The sequence below is a fragment of the Streptomyces roseoviridis genome (assembly GCF_039535235.1).
Taxonomy (GTDB): domain Bacteria; phylum Actinomycetota; class Actinomycetes; order Streptomycetales; family Streptomycetaceae; genus Streptomyces; species Streptomyces roseoviridis.
On the sequence record NZ_BAAAWU010000001.1, the window covers coordinates 5,981,410 to 6,004,946 of the forward strand.

A 23,537-nucleotide genomic window follows, 5' to 3' on the forward strand; every position below is an offset into this window, starting at 1 on the left:
GGATCGTTGACGAGCTCTTGGTCCGGTTGACGGGCGGGGGTGGTGCCGTGCCGGTCCGGCTCGGCAGCGCGTGTGTCCGAGCAGGATACGACGCGCCCCTGGGACCGGTGGAGCCGATCTTGTAACGACGCTGACCCGTTCGGGTGAACGGGTCTTGACCCGGGCCCCACACAGCCCGGGCCGCGGCGCCGGCACCGGCCTCGGTGCCGACCGGCGCCCCGGTCGCGGTCCCCGCAGGAGGCCTTCCCGGCCCGGCGTGTCGCGGTGTGTGTGCACCCGACTGCCCCGTGTGGCCGGAAGCGGTCTCCCGATGTCGCTGATACCCTGGTACCCCGTGGACCGGTGGGAAACGGCGAGAGCCGAGGACCCCGCAACCGCAGCGACGGCACCCCCCGATTCTTGCCGAGGGGCAGCCGGAACGCACCTCCAGAACGCGACCACGGGAGCCCCCTCTTGGCGATGCCGCCCAACACCACGACGACCAAGCACATCTTCGTCACCGGGGGTGTCGCCTCCTCCCTCGGCAAGGGCCTGACCGCCTCCAGCCTGGGTGCGCTCCTCAAGGCCCGGGGCCTGCGGGTCACGATGCAGAAGCTCGACCCGTACCTGAACGTCGACCCCGGCACCATGAACCCGTTCCAGCACGGCGAGGTGTTCGTCACCAACGACGGCGCCGAGACCGACCTGGACATCGGCCACTACGAGCGCTTCCTCGACGTCGACCTCGACGGCTCGGCCAACGTCACCACCGGCCAGGTCTACTCCCAGGTCATCGCCAAGGAGCGGCGCGGCGAGTACCTCGGCGACACCGTCCAGGTCATCCCGCACATCACCAACGAGATCAAGTCCCGCATCCGCCGCATGGCCACCGACGACGTCGACGTCGTCATCACCGAGGTCGGCGGCACCGTCGGCGACATCGAGTCGCTGCCCTTCCTGGAGACCGTCCGCCAGGTCCGCCACGAGGTCGGCCGCGACAACGTCTTCGTCGTGCACATCTCGCTGCTGCCCTACATCGGCCCCTCCGGCGAGCTGAAGACCAAGCCGACCCAGCACTCGGTCGCCGCCCTGCGCAACATCGGCATCCAGCCGGACGCCATCGTGCTGCGCGCCGACCGTGACGTCCCCACCGCCATCAAGCGCAAGATCTCGCTGATGTGCGACGTGGACGAGGCCGCCGTCGTCGCCGCCATCGACGCCAAGTCGATCTACGACATCCCGAAGGTGCTGCACACCGAGGGCCTGGACGCCTATGTCGTCCGCAAGCTCGACCTGCCCTTCCGCGACGTGGACTGGACCGTCTGGGAGGACCTCCTGGACCGCGTCCACAACCCCGAGCACGAGGTCACCGTCGCGCTCGTCGGCAAGTACATCGACCTGCCCGACGCCTACCTGTCGGTGACCGAGGCCATGCGGGCCGGCGGCTTCGCGAACAAGGCGCGGGTCAAGGTCAAGTGGGTCACCTCCGACGACTGCAAGACCCCGGCCGGCGCCGAGAAGCAGCTCGGCGACTGCGACGCGATCCTGATCCCCGGCGGCTTCGGCGACCGCGGCGTCTCCGGCAAGGTCGGCGCGATCCGCTACGCCCGCGAGAACAAGGTGCCGCTGCTCGGCATCTGCCTCGGCCTGCAGTGCATCGTGATCGAGGCCGCCCGCAACCTGGCCGACATCCCCGAGGCCAACTCCACCGAGTTCGACCCGGCCACCGCGCACCCCGTCGTCTCGACGATGGAGGAGCAGCTGGCGTACGTCGAGGGCGCCGGCGACCTGGGCGGAACGATGCGTCTCGGCCTCTACCCGGCCAAGCTCGCCGAGGGCTCGGTCGTGCGCGAGGTCTACGGCGACGAGCCGTACGTCGAGGAGCGCCACCGCCACCGCTACGAGGTGAACAACGCCTACCGCGCCGAGCTGGAGAAGAAGGCCGGCCTGGTCTTCTCCGGCACCTCCCCGGACAACAAGCTCGTCGAGTTCGTCGAGTACCCGCGTGAGGTCCACCCCTACCTCGTCGCCACCCAGGCGCACCCGGAGCTCAAGTCCCGCCCGACCCGCCCGCACCCGCTGTTCGCGGGCCTGGTGAAGGCCGCCGTCGAGCGCAAGCTGGCCAAGTAACGCTCCTTGTTAACGTTGCCGGGGTACGCGTCCTGTCCGGGACGCGTACCCCGGTTTCGTGTGTGGGAGGACGAACGATGCAGGTGCAGGACACCCCGGAGGAGTGGCGGGTCGTCGCCACCACCACCCCCTTCACGGGCAACAAGACCAGTGTCCGCACGGACGACGTGGTGATGCCGGACGGCTCGGTGGTCCGCCGCGACTACCAGGTCCACCCCGGCTCGGTCGCGGTCGTCGCCCTCGACGACCAGGACCGCGTCGTGCTGCTCAAGCAGTACCGCCACCCGGTGCGGCAGAAGCTCTGGGAGATCCCGGCCGGTCTGCTCGACGTGCCCGGCGAGAACCCGCTGCACGCCGCGCAGCGCGAGCTCTACGAGGAGGCGCACGTCAAGGCCGAGGACTGGCGGGTGCTCGCCGACGTGTACACCACGCCGGGCGGCTGCGACGAGGCCGTACGGATCTTCCTGGCCCGCGACCTGTCCGAGGCGGAGGGCGACCGGTTCGAGGTCGCCGAGGAGGAGGCCGACATGGAGCTGGCCCGGGTGCCGCTCACGGACCTGGTCCGCGGGGTCCTCGCCGGCGAGCTGCACAACAACTGCCTGGTGGTGGGCGTGCTGTCGCTGATGGCCGCGCGCACCGGCGACGGCCTCGACGCGCTGCGCCCGGCGGAGGCGCCCTGGCCGGCACGGCCCTTCGAGGCATAGGCCCGGTCCGGCCCGCCCGGCCGGTCCGGCAGGGGCCCGGGGGCGCGGGCCTCTGCTCCTCTGGGGTCGCGGGCTGTGTGTGGTGGGGGGGCAGGCCGTGGGGCTCGTCGGCGGTGGGGTTCGCGGCCTGGGGGGCTCGTCGGCGGCGGGGTTCGCGGGAGGTGGGGTTCGTTGGCCGTGGGGTTCGTGGGCCCCAAGGTTCGTGGGCCGTGGTCTCGCGCGGCGGGCCGGTCCGACAATCCACTGATCCGATCGGGCGATCTGTCCGCCGCGCTCCGCCGGGTCCGCGCTCCCCGCTGAACTACGCTCGTGATCGCCCGTGCGGAGCCCCCCGCGGGATCGTCGTGCTCAGGTGGACGGGAGCGTGGCCCGTGACGGATCAGGCGGTGGCAGCGGTCGGCGCCTCGCAGTTCTACGGCCGCCAGCGGGAACTGAAGGCCCTGCGGGCGGACATCGCGCGCACCGGTCTGGACACCCTGACCGGCCGCAAGGCCCCCCGCGCCCGGGTCCTGCTCATCGCCGGCAAACCCGGCTCCGGCCGGACCGCGCTCGCCGAGGAACTGATCGCCGCGCTCGCGGACGGCTACCGCGGCGGCGTGTACCGAGCCCGGCTCACCGAACCCGGCGGCGAGCCGGTCCCCACCGCCCGGGCGGCCCAGGACCTCCTCGCCGCGCTCGGCATCGCCGAGCCGCCCGGCGCCGCGGAGGACGAGCTCACCGCCCTGGTCCGCGAAGCCTTCGCCCACCGCAAGGCGCTGCTCCTCCTCGACGACGCCGTCGACGCCGAACAGGTCGACCCGCTGCTGCCCGACAACCCCGAGACCCTGGTCGTCGGCGTCGCCCGGGGCCCGCTCACCGGCATCCCCGACGTGCGGCCCTGCACCGTCGGCGGCCTCGACCCCAAGTCGGCGATCGAACTGCTCACCGGCTTCACCGGCTCCGTCCGCGTCACCGTCGACCCGCAGGCCGCCGAGAGCCTCGCCGAGGAGTGCGGCGGACTGCCCGGCGCCCTCGTGCTCGCCGGCGGCTGGCTGGCCGCCCACCCCAAGGTCTCGGTGGCCGACCTCACCAAGCGGCTGCGCGCCCTGTCCGGTGACCCGCTCACCCGCGCCTTCACCCTCGTCCACGCGTCCCTGCCGCAGCCCGCCGCCCGGATACTGCGCCACCTCGCCCTGGCCCCCCTCGGCCGGGCCGACGCCCACACCGCCTCCGCCCTGGCCGGCTGCTCCGTCTCCGCCGCGGCGACCACCCTCGCCGACTTCGCCGCGCTCCGTCTCGTACGGGAGGTCCCCGGCGGCGAGGGCCAGTACGAGGTGCCGGCGCACCTGATGCCGCTGCTGCGGGCCGAGCTGGAGGAGCGCGACCGCCCCGCCGAGGTGCAGCTGGCCCGGGCCCGGATGCTGGAGCGGACCGTACGGCTGCTGCAGTCCGGCCGGGCGGTCACCGAGCCCGAGGGCTCGCCGGCCCGGCGCCGCCTGGCCGGGCAGCCCCGAGCCCTGCGCTTCCCCGACGCGGCCGCCGCGGGCGCCTGGCTCGACAGCCGCAGGCCCGTGCTGCTCGCCTCGGCGCGGCTCGCCGTCGCCGACGGGGACCTCGACACCCTGGCCCGCCGGCTGATCGCGGCCCTGGTGCGGGCGCTCGCCGCACACCGGGGCGCCGAGGCCGCCGCCCCCGACCTGTACGGGCTGCACCGACTGGTCCTGGACGTCGCCGAGCGGCGCGGGCTGCACCGCGAGCGGGCCGCGGCCCTGCTCAACCTGGCCGACCTCGACGCGAGGACCGGACGCACCGAGGACGCGTTGCTGCGATATCGGTCGGCTTTGGACGCCGGAAAGGCAGCAAATGATCCGTACGCCATGGGTCGCGCGATGGAATCCGTAGGAGGGGCCTATCAGGAGCTGGGGGACTGGCAGCGGGCCGGTGACTGGTACGGGCGCGCTCTGGCCCAGCGGCTGGCCCGGGACGAGCGCGCCGACCAGGCCCGGCTCTACGGCCGGCTCGGAGCGGTGCACACCTATGCCGGCCGCTACGGGGAGGCGCTGCGCAACTGGCGGGCCGCCGCCGCCGGCTACCGGCGGCTCGCCGATCTCCCGGGATACGCACGGGCGTTGAGCGAGGCGGCCCGGGTCCAGGAGTACGCGGGCCGGCCGGACGAGTGCCTGCGGACCTGCGAGGAAGCGGTGGAGTGGGCCCGCAGGGCCGGGGACGTGCGGCTCCAGGCGGCGCTCCAGCTCAGGCTCGCCGACACCCTGGACCGGCTCGGCGATCCGGCGGCCGCGCGACTGCACCGGTCCGCCGCCGAAAGGCTCCTTGGAAGCGACCCCTCCGCCTACGAAATCCGTAGTGGCTTCGCTGAAGATTAATACTTTGAAAGGCTAGACAGGGGGAACTCCTTCATTAGACTGGGTGCGCCGCGTTCGATCGCGGTCTGTCCCGGTGTGCCTCGGTGCTTCCGGGTATGTATGGCTATGTCAGGGCTTCTGGCACCGCCACAGCGCAGCACCCCCCGTTTGTCCCCCTGAGTCAAGGACCGTGATCGACGATGAAGGTCGGCATCCCCCGCGAGGTCAAGAACAACGAGTTCCGCGTGGCCATCACCCCTGCCGGTGTCCACGAGCTCGTCCGCAACGGCCACCAGGTCTTCATCGAGCAGAACGCCGGTGTCGGCTCCTCGATCACCGACGAGGAGTACGTCGCCGCCGGTGCCGAGATCCTCGCCACCGCGGACGAGGTCTGGGCGACCGCCGACCTGCTGCTCAAGGTCAAGGAGCCGATCGCGGAGGAGTACCACCGCCTCCGCAAGGACCAGACCCTCTTCACCTACCTGCACCTCGCCGCTTCCAGGGAGTGCACGGACGCCCTCCTGGAGTCCGGCACCACCGCCATCGCGTACGAGACGGTCGAGACCGCGAACCGCGCGCTCCCGCTGCTCGCCCCGATGTCCGAGGTCGCGGGCCGCCTGGCCCCGCAGGTCGGCGCCTACCACCTGATGCGCTCGGTCGGCGGCCGCGGCGTGCTCCCCGGCGGTGTCCCCGGCACCCACGCCGGCGAGTGCGTCGTCATCGGCGGCGGCGTCTCCGGCTGGAACGCCACCCAGATCGCCGTCGGCATGGGCTTCCACGTGACCCTGCTCGACCGTGACATCAACAAGCTCCGCGAGGCCGACAAGATCTTCGGCACCAAGGTGAAGACCATCGTCTCCAACGCCTACGAGCTGGAGAAGGCCGTCATCGAGGCCGACCTCGTCATCGGCGCCGTCCTCATCCCGGGTGCCAAGGCCCCGAAGCTGGTCACCAACGAGCTCGTCGCCAAGATGAAGCCCGGAAGTGTCCTTGTCGACATTGCCATCGACCAGGGCGGCTGCTTCGAGGACTCCCACGCGACCACCCACGCCGAGCCGACCTTCCAGGTCCACAACTCGGTCTTCTACTGCGTCGCCAACATGCCGGGCGCGGTCCCGAACACCTCCACCTACGCCCTCACCAACGCCACGCTGCCCTACATCGTGTCGCTGGCGAACAACGGCTGGGCCGAGGCGCTGCGCCGCGACGCCGCGCTCGCCAAGGGTCTCAACACCCATGACGGCAAGGTCGTCTACAAGGAGGTCGCCGAGGCGCACGGCTACGACCACGTCGAGCTGAGCAGCCTCATCGGCTGACCTGTCGGGGCTTGCGGCGCGGCCGCAGAAACGGTCGGTCAACCCGCACCGTCAACCTCACGCACCGGGCCGGACCTTGTCACGCAAGGTCCGGCCCGATGTGTGTCCGGCCACGTTCCGACGCCTGGTCAACTCGCCTCGAACGTAACTCTTTAACCGTTTCGCGCCCCCGTGAAACGTGCGGTTACCCGCCGGTGCACCCTTGACAGAGAGGGCTTCGGTCGCCGACACATCGGGCCGGGTACGGCGGATTGTGTTGCTGCGGAGCGGTGACACGCCATAGAGTCGCCAACCGTCGGCATGGTGCCACGCTGACCTATCGATAAATGTTCCTGGTCACATCCAAGGAGGTAAGACGACTTGTGAATGAGTCGACATTTACTCCCGGGGGTGGGGAGCCAGGAGCCCCGATCGGCTCCGTCGCGGTGCGGACCTTCGCGACGCACCAGCCCATGACGCCAGCCCATACGATGAAGATGACGGACGGCCTACACGTGAACGCCACGGCCGGCAACGAGATGGGCCGAGAGTCCACCCACTTCGCCGCCTATGACGAGGTGCCCGAGGGGCACTTCTACGACCCTGACGCCGAGTACGAGCCCGACCCCGAGTACGCGGCCACCCTCGCACCCGACGCCGCCCGTCAGCGGCGCGAGCGGATCGGCCCCACCGGACGGCCCCTGCCGTACTTCCCGATCCCGGGCCCGCTGACCGACCACGGTCCCGCGAAGATCATCGCGATGTGCAACCAGAAGGGCGGCGTCGGCAAGACCACGTCGACCATCAACCTGGGCGCGGCGCTCGCGGAGTACGGCCGAAGGGTGCTGCTCGTCGACTTCGACCCGCAGGGCGCCCTGTCGGTCGGCCTCGGCGTGAACCCGATGGAACTCGACCTCACCGTCTACAACCTGCTCATGGAGCGGGGCATGTCGGCCGACGAGGTGCTGCTCAAGACCGCCGTGCCCAACATGGACCTGCTGCCGAGCAACATCGACCTCTCGGCCGCCGAGGTGCAGTTGGTCAGCGAGGTCGCGCGCGAGTCCACGCTGCAGCGGGCGCTGAAGCCGCTGATGAACGACTACGACTACATCGTGATCGACTGTCAGCCCTCGCTCGGCCTGCTGACCGTGAACGCCCTGACGGCCGCTCACAAGGTCATCGTGCCGCTGGAATGCGAGTTCTTCGCGCTGCGCGGAGTGGCCCTGCTGACGGAGACCATCGAGAAGGTCCAGGAGCGGCTCAACCCCGAGCTGGAGCTCGACGGCATCCTCGCCACGATGTACGACTCGCGGACGGTGCACTCGCGCGAGGTGCTCGCACGCGTCGTCGAGGCCTTCGACGACCACGTGTACCACACGGTGATCGGCCGGACCGTGCGCTTCCCTGAGACCACGGTCGCCGGCGAGCCCATCACCACGTACGCCTCGAACTCCGTGGGCGCCGCCGCCTACCGTCAGCTCGCCAGGGAGGTGCTCGCCCGGTGTCACGCCGAGTGAGTCTCCCCGGCGCCGACGAACTGTTCCGTACGACCGGTGGGACGGCGCTCCAGGCGTCCTCGCCGCGCCGGACCGTTCCGGCACCCGCGGGCGAGAGCGACTCGGCCGCGGGAGCGGGGGCGGAGGGCTCCGGCACGACCGAGCACGCCGCGACGGACTCGGAGGCGGCGGAGCCGCGCGCCCGGACGCCGGAGCCGGACGCCGCCAAGGGCGCGGCCCCGGCCGGCGCCCGGCGGCGGGGCGGCCGCACCACCAACCGGCGCCCCAGCGGGCGCGAGCGCCACGACGAGAAGATCACGGTCTACGTCTCCGCCGAGGAACTGATGGACCTGGAGCACGCCCGCCTGGTGCTGCGCGGCGAGCACGGCCTCGCCGTCGACCGCGGCCGGATCGTCCGCGAGGCGGTCGCCGTGGTCCTGGCGGACCTGGAGTCCCGCGGCGACGCGAGCATCCTCGTGCGCCGCCTGCGCGGCCGCTGACGGTACCCTGCGGGCTCCCGCCACCCCCGCTCCACCAGGACCACCCCCATGCCCCCACCCCCTGACGAAACGTCCCCCCGCCGCCGCCCCCTGGGCCGCGGCCCGGGAACGTCCCCGTCGCCCGCACCGCCCGCGGCGGAGACGGGGGAGCGGCAGCAGGAGGAGCCCGTACGGGCGTCATCGGCGCCCCGGGCGACCGAGGCGGGGTGCGGCGGCGACCAGGAGGCCCCCGGTGCGGCGGGCGTCGAGACGGTGGCTCCGAAGTCTGCCGGGGGGCGCGTCGGCGACCCTGAGACCGGGGAGGCCCTCGGGGTGGCGGGTGTCGAGGCGGTGGCTCGGAAGTCTGCCGGGGGGCGCGTCGGCGACCCTGAGACCGGGGAGGCCCCCGGTGTGGCGGGTGTCGAGGCGGTGGCTCCCACGGCTGCGCGGAGGCGCGCCGGTGACCTGAGAGAGCCGGAGCAGGGCTCCGGCGAGGCCGGGCAGGCCGGCGGCACGGAAGGGACGCGGGTCCGCGACGTCCTGGAGACGGCCGGGGGCCCGGACACGGCTGTCGGCCCGGGCACGCCCGAGGGCCTGGAGGGCCCTGTGGACGGCCTCGTGGCTCCCGAGCCGCCCCAGACCGCTCCCGGCCGCCCCGTGCCGCCCCCGACCGCTCCCGGCCGCCCCGTGCCGCCGCCCCTGGACGGCGCCGCCAGCCCTGGAGACGGCGCTTCCGAGTCGGGCCCTGTCCCCTCGGACGCCGTGCCGCCCCTGGACGGTGCCGCGGGCCCTGGAGGCGGAGCTTCCGAGTCGGGCCCTGTCCCCTCGGACGCCATGCAGCCCGTGGACGGTGCCGCGGGCCCTGGAGGCGGAGCTTCCGAGTCGGGCCCCGTCCCCTCGGACACCGTGCCGCCCCTGGACGTCGCCGGCACCCCGCCGGGCCCCGGTGCGGCCGCGCCCGCCCCCGCCCCCGCCGGCCGCGCCGCCGGGGAGGCGTCCGCCGCCGACGGGCCGGCCGATGCCCGTGACGGGCGGTTCACCGTGCGGCTGGCGAACTTCGAGGGGCCGTTCGACCTGCTGTTGCAGCTGATCTCGAAGCACAAGATGGACGTCACCGAGGTCGCCCTCTCCAAGGTCACCGACGAGTTCATGGCCCACCTCCGGGCCATGGGCCCCGACGGGGACCTCGACCAGACGACCGAGTTCCTGGTGGTCGCCGCCACGCTGCTCGATCTCAAGGCCGCACGGCTGCTGCCGGCCGCCGAGGTGGAGGACGAGGCCGACCTGGCCCTCCTCGAGGCTCGGGACCTGCTGTTCGCGCGGCTGCTGCAGTACCGCGCGTACAAGCGGATCGCCGAGATCCTCGGCGAGCGCTGGGAGGCGGAGGGACGCCGCCACCCCCGGACCGTCGGCCTCGAACCGCACCACGCGGAGCTGCTGCCCGAGGTCGTCATCTCCATCGGCGCCGAGGGCTTCGCGAAGCTCGCCGTCAAGGCCATGCAGCCCCGCGCCAAGCCGCAGGTGTACGTCGACCACATCCACGCCCCGCTCGTCAGCGTGCGCGAACAGGCCGCCGTCGTGGTCGCCCTGCTCCGCGAGCGCGGCACCCTCGGCTTCCGGGAGCTCGTGGAGGGCGCCGACGACACCCTCACGGTCGTGGCCCGCTTCCTCGCCCTCCTGGAGCTCTACCGCGAGAAGGCCGTCGCCCTCGACCAGGAGACCCCCCTCGGGGACCTCACCGTCTCCTGGACGGGCGGCGAGACGGACGCGGCGGCCGACGCCGTCTCCGACGAGTTCGACCAGGAACCCCGTACGCCCGAGGAGGACGCCCCGTGAGCGATCTCAAGCCCGCCCTCGAAGCCGTCCTCATGGTGGTGGACGAGCCCGCCACCGAGGTCCATCTCGCCAAGGTCCTCGACCGCACCGCGCGCGAGGTCGGCGACGCCCTGCGCCAGCTCGCCGACGAGTACACCGTCCAGGGCCGCGGCTTCGAGCTGCGCCGGGTCGCCGGCGGCTGGCGGTTCTACACCCGCGCCGCGTACGCCTCCGCCGTCGAGGCCTTCGTCCTGGACGGCCAGCAGGCCCGGCTCACCCAGGCGGCCCTGGAGACCCTGGCGGTCGTCGCGTACCGCCAGCCGGTCAGCCGCTCCCGGGTCTCCGCCGTGCGCGGAGTGAACTGCGACGGGGTCATGCGCACCCTCCTCCAGCGCGGTCTGGTGGAAGAGGCGGGCGCGGAACCCGAAACAGGTGCGATCCTGTACAGGACGACGAACTACTTCCTGGAGCGGATGGGCCTGCGCGGCCTGGACGAGCTCCCCGAGCTCGCGCCCTTCCTGCCCGAGGCGGAAGCGGTGGAGCCGGACTCCCTGGAGGGCGTTCCGTCGTTCGATCCGGACGCAAGAGAGCCGGACGCGGACGAGAACGAATAGACGACGGAAGTTTGATGCGAAGCAGCAGCGGCAGGAACAGCGGAAACAACGGCGGGAGCCGTGGTGCCAAGAGCGGCGGCCGCGGCAACTACCGGGGCGCGGGGAACAACCGCGACGACCGGGGCCAGAGCGCCGGCCGTCCGGCGCGCCGGCCCCGTCCCGAGGAGCGCTCCTACGACGTCGACGGCCTGGCCGGGCGTCCCTCCGACGGCGCGAAGCGGGGTCGCGGCGACGCGGCCCGCGGCGGCGCCAAGGGCGGCCCCAGGCAGTCGCCCAAGCGCGGCGGCGGCCGTACGGCCCCGGCCCGCTCGCGCGAGTACGACGCCCGCGCGGAGGAGCGCAACCGGGAGCGGTACGCCAACAAGCCCGAGATCAAGACCCCCAAGACCTTCCCCGGTGCCGAGCAGGAGGGTGAGCGCCTGCAGAAGGTGCTCGCGCGCGCTGGCTACGGCTCCCGCCGCGCCTGTGAGGAGCTCATCGAGCAGTCCCGCGTCGAGGTCAACGGCAGCATCGTGGTCGAGCAGGGCCTGCGCGTCGACCCGGAGAAGGACGAGATCAAGGTGGATGGCCTGACGGTCGCCACCCAGTCGTACCAGTTCTTCGCGCTGAACAAGCCGGCCGGTGTCGTCTCCACCATGGAGGACCCGGACGGCCGCCAGTGCCTCGGTGACTACGTCACCAACCGCGAGACCCGGCTCTTCCACGTCGGCCGTCTCGACACCGAGACCGAGGGCATCATCCTGCTCACCAACCACGGCGAGCTGGCCCACCGTCTCACCCACCCCAAGTACGGCGTGAAGAAGACCTACCTGGCCGCCATCACCGGCCCGCTGCCCCGCGAGGTCGGCAAGCGGCTCAAGGAAGGCATCCAGCTGGAGGACGGCTACGCCCGCGCCGACCACTTCCGCGTCGTCGAGCAGACCGGCAAGAACTACCTCGTCGAGGTCGTGCTGCACGAGGGCCGCAAGCACATCGTGCGCCGCATGCTCGCCGAGGCGGGCTTCCCGGTCGAGAAGCTGGTCCGCACCGCCTTCGGCCCGATCACCCTGGGCGACCAGAAGTCGGGCTGGCTGCGCCGCCTGAGCAACACCGAGGTCGGCATGCTGATGAAGGAAGTCGGCCTGTAGCCGCCTGCTGACGACAGCGAAGGGCCCGCGACCGCCGGACAGGCGGTCACGGGCCCTTTTCGTACTTGTGGTCGACTGCCGCCAGCATTTATAGTCAGGCTGACTCTTAAGGGCTCAAAGGGGAGGCGAGCATGAGTCTCGGACACGTCCTGGACCCGCTCCAGCGGCCGCTCTTCACGCTCCTCGACACCCCGGTCTCCTGGACCGAGGTGCTGGGCTTCGGGAGCGGGGCGCTCTGCGTCTGGCTCGTCGCCCGCCAGCACGTCGCCAACTGGCCGATCGGCATGGCCAACAACGTCTTCTTCCTCCTGCTCTTCACCCAGAGCGGGCTGTACGCCGACGCCGGCCTCCAGATCGTCTTCATCGCCCTCGCCGCGTACGGCTGGTGGACCTGGACCCACGGGGGTGGACCAGGCTCCGTCACCCGGCCCCTCCCGGTGCGGCGCACCAGCCGCACCGAGTGGACCTGGCTCGTCGCGGCGGGGGCGGTGGGGACCCTCGCCCTCACCCTGCTCCTCGACCGGGCCACCGACTCGACCGTGCCCTTCTGGGACGCCCTGACGACCGCGCTGTCCCTGATGGCCACCTACGGCCAGTGCCGAAAGCGCCTGGAGTCCTGGTGGCTCTGGATCGCCGCCGACGTCGTCTACGTGCCCCTGTACGCGTACAAGGAGCTCTACCTCACCTCGGTGCTGTACGTCGGCTTCATGACCCTCTGCGTCCTCGGCCTGCGCGACTGGCGGCGCGACCTCACCGCCCGGCGCGGCCTCCCCGTGGAGGCGGCGGCATGAAGCGCTACGGGCACGGCCTCGTCCTCGGCAAGTTCTATCCGCCGCACGCCGGCCACCACCACCTCGTCCGCACCGCGCGCGAGCGGTGCGAGCGCCTCACCGTGCTCGTCTGCGCCTCCTCCGTCGAATCCGTCCCCCTCGCCGAGCGGGTCGCCTGGATGCGCGAGATCCACCCCGACGCACTCGTCGTGGGCGCCGTCGACGACCACCCCGTCGACCTCCACGACCCCGATGTGTGGGACGCCCACATGGCGGTCTTCCGGGCCGCGGTGCCCGAGCCCGTCGACGCCGTCTTCACCTCGGAGCCGTACGGCGAGGAGCTCGGCCGCCGTTTCGGCGCCGCCTCCGTCTGCGTCGACCCCGGCCGGGTCCGCCACCCCGTCTCCGGCACCGCCGTGCGCGCCGACCCGGTCGCCCACTGGGACCACCTGGAGGCCCCCGTACGGGCCGCCCTCACCCGCCGGGTCGTCGTCCTCGGCGCCGAGTCCACCGGCACCACCACCATGGCGCTCGCCCTCGCCGACCACTACCGGCGGCGCGGCGGCGTCTGGGCCCGCACCCGGTACGTCCCCGAGTACGGACGCACCTACAGCGAGCTCAAACTCGCCGAACTGCGGGCCGAGCGGCCCGGCGCCGGCTGGTCCGAGGTCACCTTCCACTCCTCCGACTTCCCGGTCATCGCCCTGCGCCAGGCCGAGATGGAGGAGGAGGCCGCCCGCGACGGATCACCCGTCCTCTTCTGCGACACCGACGCCTTCGCCACCACCATCTGGCACGAGCGGTACATGGGCACGAGCAGCCCCGGCACCGGCGAGATCGCCGCCCGCGGCCGGCAGCACCTGTGGCTGCTCACCGACCACCGGGGCGTCGATTTCGAGGACGACGGACTGCGCGACGGCGAACACCTCCGGCCGTGGATGACCGCCCGCTTCCTCGCCCAGCTCGCCCACACCGGACGCCGCACCGTCCTGCTCACCGGCCCCCACGAGGAGCGCCTGGCGACGGCCGTCGCCGCCGTCGACGCGCTGCTCGCCGAGGGCTGGCACTTCACCGACCCCCTCCCGGAACGCCGATGAGCACCGCACCCGGCGCGCCCGCCGCGCCCCACGGCTACGACAAGCACGCCTTCGAGCCCTTCGCCCTCACCGCCGACCTCGCCGTCCTCACCGTCCGCGAGCAACGCCTGCACGTCCTGCTCGTCCAGCGCGGCCAGGAGCCCTACGCCGGCGCCTGGGCGCTGCCCGGCGGCTTCGTGCTGCCCCACGAGTCCGCCGAGCAGGCCGCGCGCCGCGAACTGGCCGAGGAGACCGGCCTGTCCGAGGCCAACGCCGCCCGGCTCCACCTGGAACAGCTGCGCACCTACAGCGAGCCCGACCGCGACCCCCGCATGCGGGTCGTCTCCGTCGCGTTCACCGCGCTCGTCCCCGACCTGCCCGAACCACGCGGCGGCGGCGACGCGGCCCAGGCCCGCTGGCTGCCGTACGAGGACGCCCGCGACCTCGCCTTCGACCACGACCGGATCCTCGCCGACGCCCGCGAACGCGTCGGCGCCAAGCTCGAGTACACCTGTCTCGCCACCGCCTTCTGCCCGGCCGAGTTCACCCTCGGCGAGCTGCGGCAGGTGTACGAGACGGTCTGGGGCGTCGCACTCGACCGCCCCAACTTCCGGCGCAAGGTCCTCGCCACCCCCGGCTTCGTCCGGCCCGTCGAGGCACCACCGCGCCGCACCGGCGGACGGGGGAAACCGGCCGCTCTCTACCGGGCGGGAGAGGCCACGGCCCTCCACCCGCCACTGCTGCGACCGGAAGGACGGACGGCATGACGAAGGGCACCACCAAGAGGGCGGCGACGGGGGCGCTGATCGGACTGGCGCTGGGGGACGCGCTGGGCCTGCCCACCGAGTTCATCGACGTGGGGAGGATCATCAGCTGGTACGGCCCCTGGCGGGAGCTCGCTCTCCCCGAGAAGGGCCGGGTCACCGACGACACCCAGATGACCCTCGCCTTCGCGCGAGGTATCCGCACCGCCATGGACCGGGGCGTGCTCAGCCCCCTGCGGCTCGCCGGGCCCGTACGGGAGGAGTACGTCGACTGGTACCACTCCCCGGAGAACAACCGGGCCCCGGGCCGCACCTGCATGGTCGCCTGCCGGCTCCTCGACAGCGACCGGCTCTGGCAGGACGCCAGCCAGGTCGCGTCCAAGGGCTGCGGCGCCAACATGCGGGTCGCGCCCATCGGACTCGTGCCCGGGCTCAGCGACGAGCAGCGCGCCGGTGCCGCCCAGCTCCAGTCCGCCCTCACCCACGGCCACCCCACCGCCCTGGCCGCCTCCGACCTGACGGCACGGGCCGTGCACCTGCTCGCCCGGGGCGCGGACCCCACCGGGCTCGTCGGGCAGCTCCGCTCGTACGCGCTGGACAACCGCTCCCGCTACGACAAGCTGTGGCTCGGCGACCTGTGGACCCGCTCCCAGGACCCCAGCGCCCCGCACTTCATCCGGCGCGGCTGGGACGAGTGCCTGGCCGTCCTGGAGCGCCTGGACGCCGTGCAGCGCACCGCCGACCCGGAGCTGGACCCCTGCACGTACACCGGCGACGGCTGGATCGCCGAAGAGGCCCTGGCCACCGGGCTGCTCTGCTTCCTGCTCTTCCCCGACGAGCCCCTCACCGCCCTGCGCCGCGCTGCCTGCACCCGCGGCGACTCCGACTCCATCGCCGCCCTCGCGGGCGCCTTCGCCGGGGCGCACCTGGGCGCGGACGCGTGGCCCGAGGAGTGGGCGGAGCGGGTGGAGTACCGCGACGAGCTGCTGGCCTTCGGCGCGCTCTGGGACGCGTGAGCCCATGACGCACTCCCATGCCCCCGCAGTCGACGCGGACCGCCTGGCCGGGGCAGGACTGCCCGGCCTCGATCTGCCCGCCGTCGTGGCCGAGCAGCCCGACCCGCTGCTCTTCGCCACTGTCTCGGGCGCCCACCTCTACGGCTTCCCGTCCCGTGACTCGGACGTCGACCTGCGGGGCGTGCACCTGCTGCCGGTCGCCGGGCTGATCGGTCTGCGCGAGCCGGAGGAGACCCGGAGCCGCACGGAGGACCGGGCCGGGGTCGAGACGGACCTCGTCACCCACGACCTGCGGAAGTTCGTCCGGCTCATGCTGCGGCGCAACGGCTACGTCCTGGAGCAGCTGACCTCACCGCTGGTCGCCCACACGTCCGCCGCGCACGCGGAGCTGTGCGCGCACGTGCCGGACGTGGTCACCTCCCACCACGCCCACCACTACCGGGGATTCGCCGGCACGCAGTGGCGGCTCTTCGAGAAGAGCCGCGAGCTCAAGCCACTGCTCTACACCTATCGGGCGCTGCTGACCGGCATCCACCTCATGCGGTCGGGCGAGGTCCAGGCGCATCTGCCCACGCTCGCCGCCGAGGTTCCCGAGGCACCCGCACGGCTGCCCGAGCTCGTCGAGGCCAAGGCGGCCGCCGAGCACGGGGCGGCCGTCGTCGCGACGGAGGACGTACGGGCGGAGGTGGAGCGGCTGCACGCCGTCCTCGACGCGGCGCAGGCGGCCTCAGGGCTGCGCGCCGAGCCGGACGCCCTCGGCGCGCTGCACGATCTGGTCGTGCGGGTCCGCGTCGAGTACGCGCAGGGCTGAGGTGCGGCGGGCGCGGGTCAGGAAGTCCTGCACGCGGGCGGTGTCCGGGGCCTCGGGGAGGGGGCTGATGGTGTGGGCGTGGTCCGCCTCGTCCTGGAGGCGGTTCATCCAGGACTCCACCTCCGGCCAGGACACCTCGCCGCGCTTCACGGCCAGCAGGCGCTCACGGCCCTCGCCGACGTCGATCCGGAGTTCGCCGCTGCGCAGCAGGTCCCGGCAGCTGATGAGCAGGCGCAGCAGGTGCATGGCGTGCTTCCAGCGCGGGGCGCCGTACTGGCGGACGTCGGCGTCGAGCTTGCGGCGCTGGCCTGCCGCGTACCGGACGAAGGTGGCGTGCGACCGGCGGGAGAGGAACGCGCCGCGCAGCGAGAGCAGTTCGCGGCCGGTCGCGTCGGCGTGCTCGACGACGGGGGAGTGCAGGCACTCCAGGACGTTCGGGTTGTTGCGCAGGGCGAGTTCGCAGAACCGTTCCAGCTCCCAGCTGAACTGCTCGGGGGCCGGGCCCTCCACGTGGGCGGGCGGCTTGTCGAAGCGCCAGAACAGCGGGGTCGGGGCGAGGTACACGCCCCTGCGGTCGGTGTCGCTGTCCTCGGTCGCCAGACCGAACGCGCGCGACCCCATGACACAGGAGTAGATCGTGTGGTCGCGCACCAGTTCCTCGGGAGTCATGCGCGACAGGCTAGGCCAGAGTGATGGTGCCCGCCGACACATTGATCGTCTCGGCCGGCAGCGGCCGGGTGGCCGGACCGGCCGCGACCGAGCCGTCCGCCACATGGAACCGGGAGCCGTGGCAGGGGCAGTCGATCGTGCCGTCGGCGACCTTGCCCACGAGACAGCCCTGGTGGGTGCAGACCGCGGAGAAGGCCCTGAACTCGCCTGCCGACGGCTGGGTCACCACGACCTTGCGGTCCTTGAAGACCCTCCCGCCGCCGACCGGGATGTCGGACGTGCGGGCGAGCGCGTCGGCGGGAGGGGACGGCTCGACGGGGGTGGGGGCGCCGGAGGTGGGCGCGGCCGGCGTCGAGGCCGTGGTCTCCTCCCTCGTACCGTTTGTACGGTCCGTGCCGTCCGATCCGTTCGATCCGCAGCCGGTGACCAGGACCGCACCGGCGAGGAGTGCCGTACGGCGGGGCAGGGCGTCAGCAGTCGTCATGGCGACCAGCTTGGCCGGGGGCCCCGCGCGCGGGCCGCAACACGCCTACGCCCGGGGCGTCAGCTCCCTCGCACGGCCGTCAGCGTCCCGCCGCACCTCCAGGACCGCCGTGACCGCGGACCGCTCGATCGCCCCGTACACGTGCGGGAAGAGGGCGTCCCCCGTGCCCTCCCAGCGGACCTCGCCCGTCAGCCGGCTCTCGTCGATCACCAGCACCAGGAGCGGGCCCGCCGCGTCCCGGAAACGGGCGTCGGCGATCGCGAGGGCGGCCGCCTCGTCCGGGGAGCAGTGGACGAAGCCCTCGGCGGCGAGGGACGCCGGGGCGTACGGGAGACCGGGATCGGCGGACCATTCGTCCAGCGGTACGACGTGCAGCAGCATGCCCCCAGTTCTACCCTGCGGACATCGCCCGCCCCGGCGCCGTCTCGGAGGGCGGGCGCCGCGACCGCCCCTCCGCCCGGCTGACTAGGCTGGTCGGAGCACTGACGCAGGCGAAGGAGTACGAGGTGGCGGTACGAGCCGTCCGAGGCGCCGTCCAGCTGGAGCGGGACGAGGCCGGACACATGCACGAGCAGGTCGAGGAGCTGCTCACCGCCGTGCTCGAACGCAACGGCCTGACCGCGGACGACCTGATCAGCATCTGGTTCACCGCCACGCCCGATCTGCACAGCGACTTCCCGGCCGCGGCCGCCCGCCGCATCGGCATCGTGGACGTCCCCCTCATCTGCGCCCAGGAGCTGGACGTCCCGGGCGCGATGCCGAGGGTCGTGCGGCTCCTCGCGCACGTCGAGTCGGATCTGCCCAAGTCCCGGATCGCGCACGTCTACCTCGGCGCCGCGGCCGCCCTGCGCAAGGACATCGCCCAGTGAGAACCGCCCTCGTCATCGGAACCGGCCTCATCGGCACCTCGGCCGCACTGGCCCTCGCCGGCCGGGGCGTCACCGTCCACCTGCGCGACCACGACCCGGACCGGGCCCGTACGGCCGCCGCGCTCGGCGCGGGCACCGACGAGGCGCCCGAGGGTCCCGTGGACCTGGTCCTGGTCGCCGTACCGCCCGCGCACGTCGCCGCCACCCTCGCCGGGGCGATCCGGGCCGGTCTCGGCCGCGGCTACCTCGACGTGGCCAGCGTGAAGGGCGGGCCCAAGCGGGAGCTGGAGGAGCTGGGCCTGGACCTGACCGCGTACATCGGATCGCACCCGATGTCCGGCAAGGAGCGCTCCGGGCCGCTGGCCGCCTCCGCCGACCTCTTCGAGGGCCGGCCGTGGGTGCTCACGCCGACCCGGGACACCGACACCGAGGTCCTCAACCTCGCCCTCGAACTGGTCGCCCTGTGCCGGGCCGTCCCCGTCGTCATGGACGCCGACGCCCACGACCGGGCCGTCGCACTCGTCTCCCACACCCCGCAGCTGGTGTCGTCGATGGTGGCGGCCCGCCTGGAGGAGGCCGACGAGACGGCGGTACGGCTGTGCGGGCAGGGCATCCGTGACGTCACCCGGATCGCCGCGTCCGACCCCCGCATGTGGGTCGAGATCCTCTCCGCGAACCCCGGGCCCGTCGCCGACGTCCTCGCGGGCGTCGCGGCGGACCTCGACGAGACGGTGCGGGCCCTGCGCGCCCTGGAGTCCGGCGACGACGCCAAGCGCCGCGCCGGCGCCTCCGGCGTGGAGGACGTCCTGCGCCGTGGCAACGCCGGCCGCGCCCGCGTCCCCGGCAAGCACGGCGCCGCGCCCACCGCCTACGAGACCGTCGCCGTCCTCATCAGCGACCAGCCCGGCGAACTCGCCCGCATCTTCGCCGACGCAGGCCGCGCCGGCGTCAACATCGAGGACGTCCGCATCGAACACGCGACGGGCCAGCAGGCGGGCCTGGTCCAGCTGATGGTGACCCCGTCGGCGGCGCCGGCCCTCGGCGCGGCCCTGAAGGAACGCGGCTGGGCCCTGCGCACGACCTGACCTGGTGCGGGCGCCGCCTCATCGCGGGCCTGCGCCCCGCGGGGCTGGCTGCGCCGCTGCGGCTCTTCGCCCCTCGTTGTGGGCATTCGTTTCCCCCAGACTTCGTCCGGGGGTGCCCCCAGGCGGAACGGGTGGGCACAACGGACGGCGCCCCTTGCCGGGCCTCGGTTTCCTTGCGGTGACGGTCACCACCAGGGCGCAGCGCCCTGGTGGTGCGGGTAGGTGCAGGGAGCGGAGGCGCCCGCAGAGGGCGCCGTCCCGTGTGGCCACCCGTCCCGCCCTGCGGGACGACTGCCCACACGGGGGTGGGCGGGGCCGGCGGTACCGCCCAGCGGGGCGCGGGCCCGCCCGCCGCTCGCCCTAGGGGCCCCGCGGGACGATTGCCCCCACGGGGGTGGACGACGTAGGCACCGCCGCACGGGCGCAGGGCGTCAGCCGAGGCGGGCGCCACACGGCTACCCGGGCGGAGGCGCGGACGCGCGGGTCCGAGCCGTGGGCCGCAGGGCAGGGGCGCCGCCCGGGGGCCCGCACCGCCCGTACCGGCCCGCCCAGGCCGCTGGGCCGAATGGGTGCGGGGGACTCGGTAACCTTGTGGGGGTCCCCGCACGTACGACGGGGGCTGCCGCTCACCCAGGAAGGCGTTCCCCACCGTGGACACCGTGATCGTCGCCATCGACGGCCCCTCCGGCACGGGCAAGTCGAGCACCTCGAAGGCGGTTGCCGCCAAGCTGGGCCTGAGCTATCTCGACACCGGCGCCCAGTACCGCGCCATCACCTGGTGGATGATCAGCAACGGCGTCGACGTCCACGACGCCGACGCCGTCGCCAACGCCGCCGGTAAGCCCGTCATCGTCTCCGGCACCGACCCGGCCAGGCCCACCATCACCGTCGACGGGGTGGACGCCGCCGGTCCCATCCGGACCGAGGAGGTCACCTCCAAGGTCAGCGCCGTCAGCGCCGTCCCCGAGGTGCGCAGCCTGATCACCGAGCTCCAGCGCTCCATCGCCAAGGGCGCCGAGCGCGGCATCGTCGTCGAGGGCCGGGACATCGGCACCACCGTCCTGCCCGACGCCGACCTCAAGATCTTCCTCACCGCCTCGCCCGAGGCCCGCGCCGCCCGCCGCTCCGGCGAGCTCAAGGGCGCCGACGTGCACGCCACCAAGCAGGCCCTGATCAAGCGGGACGCGGCCGACTCCAGCCGTAAGACCTCCCCGCTCGCCAAGGCCGACGACGCCGTGGAGGTCGACACCACCGACCTCACCCTCGACCAGGTCATCGAATGCGTGGTGACCCTGGTGGAGGAGAAGCGGGGCCAGAAGAGGGCGGCCGCCCTGTGACCCAGCCCTCAGAGAAGGGCGCCGCCGTCGGCCGGGGCATCGGCATCGGGCTGATGTACGGCCTGTGGAAGCCGCGCGTCCTCGGCGCCTGGCGGGTGCCGGCCTCCGGCCCCGTCATCCTCGCCGTCAACCACGCGCACAACATCGACGGCCCCATGCTCATGGGCACCGCCCCGCGGCCCGTGCACTTCCTCGTCAAGAAGGAAGCGTTCGTCGGCCCGCTCGGCAGCTTCCTCACCGGCATCGGGCAGCTCAAGGTCGACCGCGACAGCACCGACCGCACGGCGATATCCAACGCCCTCGCGGTCCTGGAGCACGGCGGCGTCCTCGGGATCTTCCCGGAGGGCACTCGCGGCGAGGGCGACTTCGCCTCCCTGCGGGCCGGTCTCGCCTACTTCGCCGTCCGCAGCGGGGCACCGATCGTGCCCGTGGCCGTGCTGGGAAGTTCCGAGCGGCCCGGACGGTTGATCAAGGCGCTGCCCCCGCTGCGCAGCCGGGTCGACGTCGTCTTCGGCGACGCCTTCGACGCGGGCGACGGCAGCGGCCGGCGCACCCGCAAGGCACTGGACGAGGCGACCTTCCGCATCCAGGCACGGCTCACCGAACACCTCGAAAACGCCAGGCGCCTCACCGGGCGCTGAGCGACACTCTCAGTAGTGGGCCCGGTGACGGGACCCACCGACCACGAATGATCAAGGAACGGACTTCATGAACGACCAGCACGACCACGGGGCACTTGGCGACGCCGAGTACGCGGAGTTCATGGAGCTCGCCGCGGAAGAGGGCTTCGACATCGAGGACGTCGAAGGCGCGATCGAGGAGGCCGGGCACGGCCCGCTCCCCGTCCTCGCCGTCGTCGGCCGTCCCAATGTCGGCAAGTCGACCCTGGTGAACCGGATCATCGGACGCCGCGAGGCCGTCGTCGAGGACCGCCCGGGCGTCACCCGCGACCGCGTCACCTACGAGGCCGAGTGGGCCGGCCGCCGCTTCAAGGTCGTCGACACCGGCGGCTGGGAGCAGGACGTCCTCGGCATCGACGCCTCCGTCGCCGCCCAGGCCGAGTACGCCATCGAAGCCGCCGACGCCTGCCTCTTCGTCGTGGACGCCACCGTCGGCGCCACCGACACCGACGAGGCCGTCGTCAAGCTGCTCCGCAGGGCGGGCAAGCCGGTCGTGCTCGCCGCCAACAAGGTCGACGGCCCCTCCGGCGAGGCCGACGCCGCCACGCTGTGGTCGCTCGGCCTCGGCGAGCCGTTCCCCGTCTCCTCCCTGCACGGCCGCGGCACCGGCGACCTCCTCGACGAGGTCCTCAAGGCGCTGCCCGACGCCCCCGAGCAGCGCTTCGGCAACGCCGTCGGCGGCCCGCGCCGCATCGCGCTCATCGGCCGTCCGAACGTCGGCAAGTCCTCCCTGCTCAACAAGGTCGCCGGTGAGGAGCGGGTCGTCGTCAACGAGCTGGCCGGCACCACCCGCGACCCGGTCGACGAGCTGATCGAGCTGGGCGGCAAGACCTGGAAGTTCGTCGACACCGCGGGCATCCGCAAGAAGGTCCACCTCCAGGAGGGCGCGGACTACTACGCCTCCCTGCGGACCGCCGCCGCCGTCGAGAAGGCGGAGGTGGCCGTCATCCTCATCGACACCACCGACCACATCTCGGTCCAGGACCAGCGCATCATCACGATGGCGGTCGAGTCCGGCCGCGCCATCGTCATCGCCTACAACAAGTGGGACGAGCTCGACGAGGAGCGCCGCTACTACCTGGAGCGCGAGATCGAGACCGAGATGCAGCAGGTCTCGTGGGCGCCCCGGGTCAACGTCTCCGCCAAGACCGGCCGCCACATGGAGAAGCTGGTCCCGGCCATCGAGACGGCCCTCGCCGGCTGGGAGACCCGCGTCCCCACCGGCCGGCTCAACGCCTTCCTCGGCGAGCTCGTGGCCGCCCACCCGCACCCGATCCGCGGTGGCAAGCAGCCCCGCATCCTCTTCGGCACGCAGGCGGGCACCAAGCCGCCGCGCTTCGTGCTCTTCGCCTCCGGCTTCCTGGAGGCCGGCTACCGCCGCTTCGTCGAGCGCCGGCTGCGTGAGGAGTTCGGCTTCGAGGGCACCCCGATCCACATCTCGGTGCGGGTGCGCGAGAAGCGCGGCAAGAAGAAGTGACGGAATGACGGAATGACGAACGGCTGAGGGCCGGGGCGATGAGCCCCGGCCCTCAGCCGTCTGCGCGTCCGACACGCGCGTCCGTCATGCGCGTCCGCGTCCTTGTCGGTCCGCGTCGCCGCTTCCCGGTCGTCGCTACACGCCGCCCCTGCCGCCCGGCGGCAGCGCGTACGCCGACCAGCCCGCATGCTGCCGGTGTCCGGCCGCCGCCCCCGTGCCGAAGGCCCGGAAGCTCAGCTCCTCCTCGCCGCTGCGGTCACCCGGCAGCGTACGGAAGGTCCGGCGGTACTCGGAGTACAGGGCGTCGTAGATCGGCGTCGACGATCGGCCCGCCGGGAGGTCCTGCGCCGGGCGCATGGACGGGATCGGACTCGGATACTGCTCGCGGAAGGGGTCGTATGGGTGCACATAGGTGCCAACGACCCCGGCGTCCGTGAGATGCGGGCGGCCCTCGGAAAGAGGAGCCCGCCGGGGTCGCGGGACGGTCGGCACACCCGGGACGCGGGCCGGCCCTATGC

General features: G+C 73.0%; 23 protein-coding genes. 19 read left to right on the plus strand and 4 right to left on the minus strand.

Annotated features, from left to right (window positions below; genetic code table 11):
• Positions 1-459: 459 nt before the first annotated feature.
• From pyrG to ABD954_RS27075, 14 genes are all read left to right on the plus strand, one after another.
• On the plus strand, positions 460-2,109 hold the full coding sequence (pyrG, locus tag ABD954_RS27010) for a CTP synthase (RefSeq protein WP_345489789.1): 1,650 nt from the start codon (positions 460-462) through the stop codon (positions 2,107-2,109).
• 77 nt (positions 2,110-2,186) lie between these two features.
• Complete coding sequence (locus ABD954_RS27015) at positions 2,187-2,813, plus strand: NUDIX domain-containing protein (protein WP_345489791.1); 627 nt, start codon at positions 2,187-2,189, stop codon at positions 2,811-2,813.
• Between the two features lie 371 nt (positions 2,814-3,184).
• Positions 3,185-5,176 (plus strand): tetratricopeptide repeat protein, encoded by a 1,992-nt coding sequence (locus ABD954_RS27020; RefSeq protein ID WP_345489792.1) that lies wholly within the window; start codon positions 3,185-3,187, stop codon positions 5,174-5,176.
• Between the two features lie 179 nt (positions 5,177-5,355).
• Positions 5,356-6,471 carry an alanine dehydrogenase gene (ald, locus tag ABD954_RS27025; protein ID WP_345489794.1) on the plus strand — a complete coding sequence of 372 codons (1,116 nt, stop codon included), beginning with the start codon at positions 5,356-5,358 and terminating at the stop codon, positions 6,469-6,471.
• A 470-nt stretch (positions 6,472-6,941) separates the two neighbouring features.
• Positions 6,942-7,967: a ParA family protein gene (locus ABD954_RS27030; RefSeq protein ID WP_345492490.1), complete on the plus strand. Its 1,026-nt coding sequence runs from the start codon at positions 6,942-6,944 to the stop codon at positions 7,965-7,967.
• The gene (locus ABD954_RS27035; protein ID WP_345489795.1) at positions 7,952-8,446 is read left to right on the plus strand and encodes a hypothetical protein; all 495 of its coding nucleotides are present in this window, start codon (positions 7,952-7,954) and stop codon (positions 8,444-8,446) included. Before ABD954_RS27030 ends, ABD954_RS27035 begins: the two co-directional genes overlap by 16 nt.
• An 885-nt stretch (positions 8,447-9,331) precedes the next feature.
• Complete coding sequence (locus tag ABD954_RS27040; protein ID WP_382745565.1) at positions 9,332-10,261, plus strand: segregation and condensation protein A; 930 nt, start codon at positions 9,332-9,334, stop codon at positions 10,259-10,261.
• 32 nt (positions 10,262-10,293) lie between these two features.
• Positions 10,294-10,854, plus strand: coding sequence for an SMC-Scp complex subunit ScpB (gene scpB, locus ABD954_RS27045; RefSeq protein ID WP_345492494.1), 561 nt, complete (start codon positions 10,294-10,296; stop codon positions 10,852-10,854).
• Between the two features lie 14 nt (positions 10,855-10,868).
• Entirely contained in the window at positions 10,869-11,981 is a 1,113-nt protein-coding gene (locus ABD954_RS27050) for a pseudouridine synthase (protein ID WP_345489797.1), read from the plus strand.
• A gap of 131 nt (positions 11,982-12,112) precedes the next feature.
• Positions 12,113-12,772, plus strand: a complete 660-nt coding sequence (pnuC, locus tag ABD954_RS27055; protein ID WP_345489799.1) for a nicotinamide riboside transporter PnuC — start codon at positions 12,113-12,115, stop codon at positions 12,770-12,772.
• Positions 12,769-13,848 carry an AAA family ATPase gene (locus tag ABD954_RS27060; protein ID WP_345489801.1) on the plus strand — a complete coding sequence of 360 codons (1,080 nt, stop codon included), beginning with the start codon at positions 12,769-12,771 and terminating at the stop codon, positions 13,846-13,848. Before pnuC ends, ABD954_RS27060 begins: the two co-directional genes overlap by 4 nt.
• Positions 13,845-14,594, plus strand: coding sequence for an NUDIX hydrolase (locus tag ABD954_RS27065; RefSeq protein WP_345489803.1), 750 nt, complete (start codon positions 13,845-13,847; stop codon positions 14,592-14,594). Before ABD954_RS27060 ends, ABD954_RS27065 begins: the two co-directional genes overlap by 4 nt.
• Positions 14,591-15,607, plus strand: coding sequence for an ADP-ribosylglycohydrolase family protein (locus ABD954_RS27070; RefSeq protein WP_345489805.1), 1,017 nt, complete (start codon positions 14,591-14,593; stop codon positions 15,605-15,607). Before ABD954_RS27065 ends, ABD954_RS27070 begins: the two co-directional genes overlap by 4 nt.
• Before the next feature lie 4 nt (positions 15,608-15,611).
• Positions 15,612-16,418 carry a nucleotidyltransferase domain-containing protein gene (locus ABD954_RS27075; protein ID WP_345489806.1) on the plus strand — a complete coding sequence of 269 codons (807 nt, stop codon included), beginning with the start codon at positions 15,612-15,614 and terminating at the stop codon, positions 16,416-16,418.
• Here ABD954_RS27075 and ABD954_RS27080 read toward each other — a convergent pair.
• Genes ABD954_RS27080 through ABD954_RS27090 form a run of 3 tightly spaced genes read right to left on the minus strand, consistent with a single transcriptional unit; the run spans position 16,335 to position 17,952 of the window.
• Positions 16,335-17,087, minus strand: coding sequence for a nucleotidyltransferase domain-containing protein (locus ABD954_RS27080; protein ID WP_345489808.1), 753 nt, complete (start codon positions 17,085-17,087; stop codon positions 16,335-16,337). The genes ABD954_RS27075 and ABD954_RS27080 overlap by 84 nt on opposite strands.
• A 10-nt stretch (positions 17,088-17,097) precedes the next feature.
• Positions 17,098-17,571, minus strand: a complete 474-nt coding sequence (locus tag ABD954_RS27085) for a Rieske (2Fe-2S) protein (protein ID WP_345489810.1) — start codon at positions 17,569-17,571, stop codon at positions 17,098-17,100.
• A 45-nt stretch (positions 17,572-17,616) separates the two neighbouring features.
• A complete protein-coding gene (locus ABD954_RS27090; RefSeq protein WP_345489812.1) occupies positions 17,617-17,952 on the minus strand; it encodes a DUF952 domain-containing protein in 336 nt (111 codons plus the stop codon).
• 125 nt (positions 17,953-18,077) lie between these two features.
• On the opposite strand from ABD954_RS27090, the gene aroH reads away from it, so the two are divergent.
• The 5 genes from aroH (at position 18,078) to der (ending at position 23,019) form a co-directional block, all read left to right on the plus strand.
• Entirely contained in the window at positions 18,078-18,440 is a 363-nt protein-coding gene (gene aroH, locus ABD954_RS27095) for a chorismate mutase (protein ID WP_345489814.1), read from the plus strand.
• The gene (locus tag ABD954_RS27100) at positions 18,437-19,525 is read left to right on the plus strand and encodes a prephenate dehydrogenase (RefSeq protein ID WP_345489816.1); all 1,089 of its coding nucleotides are present in this window, start codon (positions 18,437-18,439) and stop codon (positions 19,523-19,525) included. Before aroH ends, ABD954_RS27100 begins: the two co-directional genes overlap by 4 nt.
• A gap of 659 nt (positions 19,526-20,184) precedes the next feature.
• Positions 20,185-20,862, plus strand: coding sequence for a (d)CMP kinase (cmk, locus tag ABD954_RS27105; RefSeq protein ID WP_345492496.1), 678 nt, complete (start codon positions 20,185-20,187; stop codon positions 20,860-20,862).
• Between the two features lie 53 nt (positions 20,863-20,915).
• Positions 20,916-21,503, plus strand: coding sequence for a lysophospholipid acyltransferase family protein (locus ABD954_RS27110; protein WP_345492498.1), 588 nt, complete (start codon positions 20,916-20,918; stop codon positions 21,501-21,503).
• A gap of 67 nt (positions 21,504-21,570) precedes the next feature.
• Positions 21,571-23,019, plus strand: a complete 1,449-nt coding sequence (gene der, locus ABD954_RS27115) for a ribosome biogenesis GTPase Der (RefSeq protein WP_345489818.1) — start codon at positions 21,571-21,573, stop codon at positions 23,017-23,019.
• 135 nt (positions 23,020-23,154) lie between these two features.
• Here der and ABD954_RS33695 read toward each other — a convergent pair whose 3' ends face one another.
• Positions 23,155-23,376: a hypothetical protein gene (locus tag ABD954_RS33695; protein ID WP_382745567.1), complete on the minus strand. Its 222-nt coding sequence runs from the start codon at positions 23,374-23,376 to the stop codon at positions 23,155-23,157.
• Positions 23,377-23,537 lie beyond the last annotated feature (161 nt).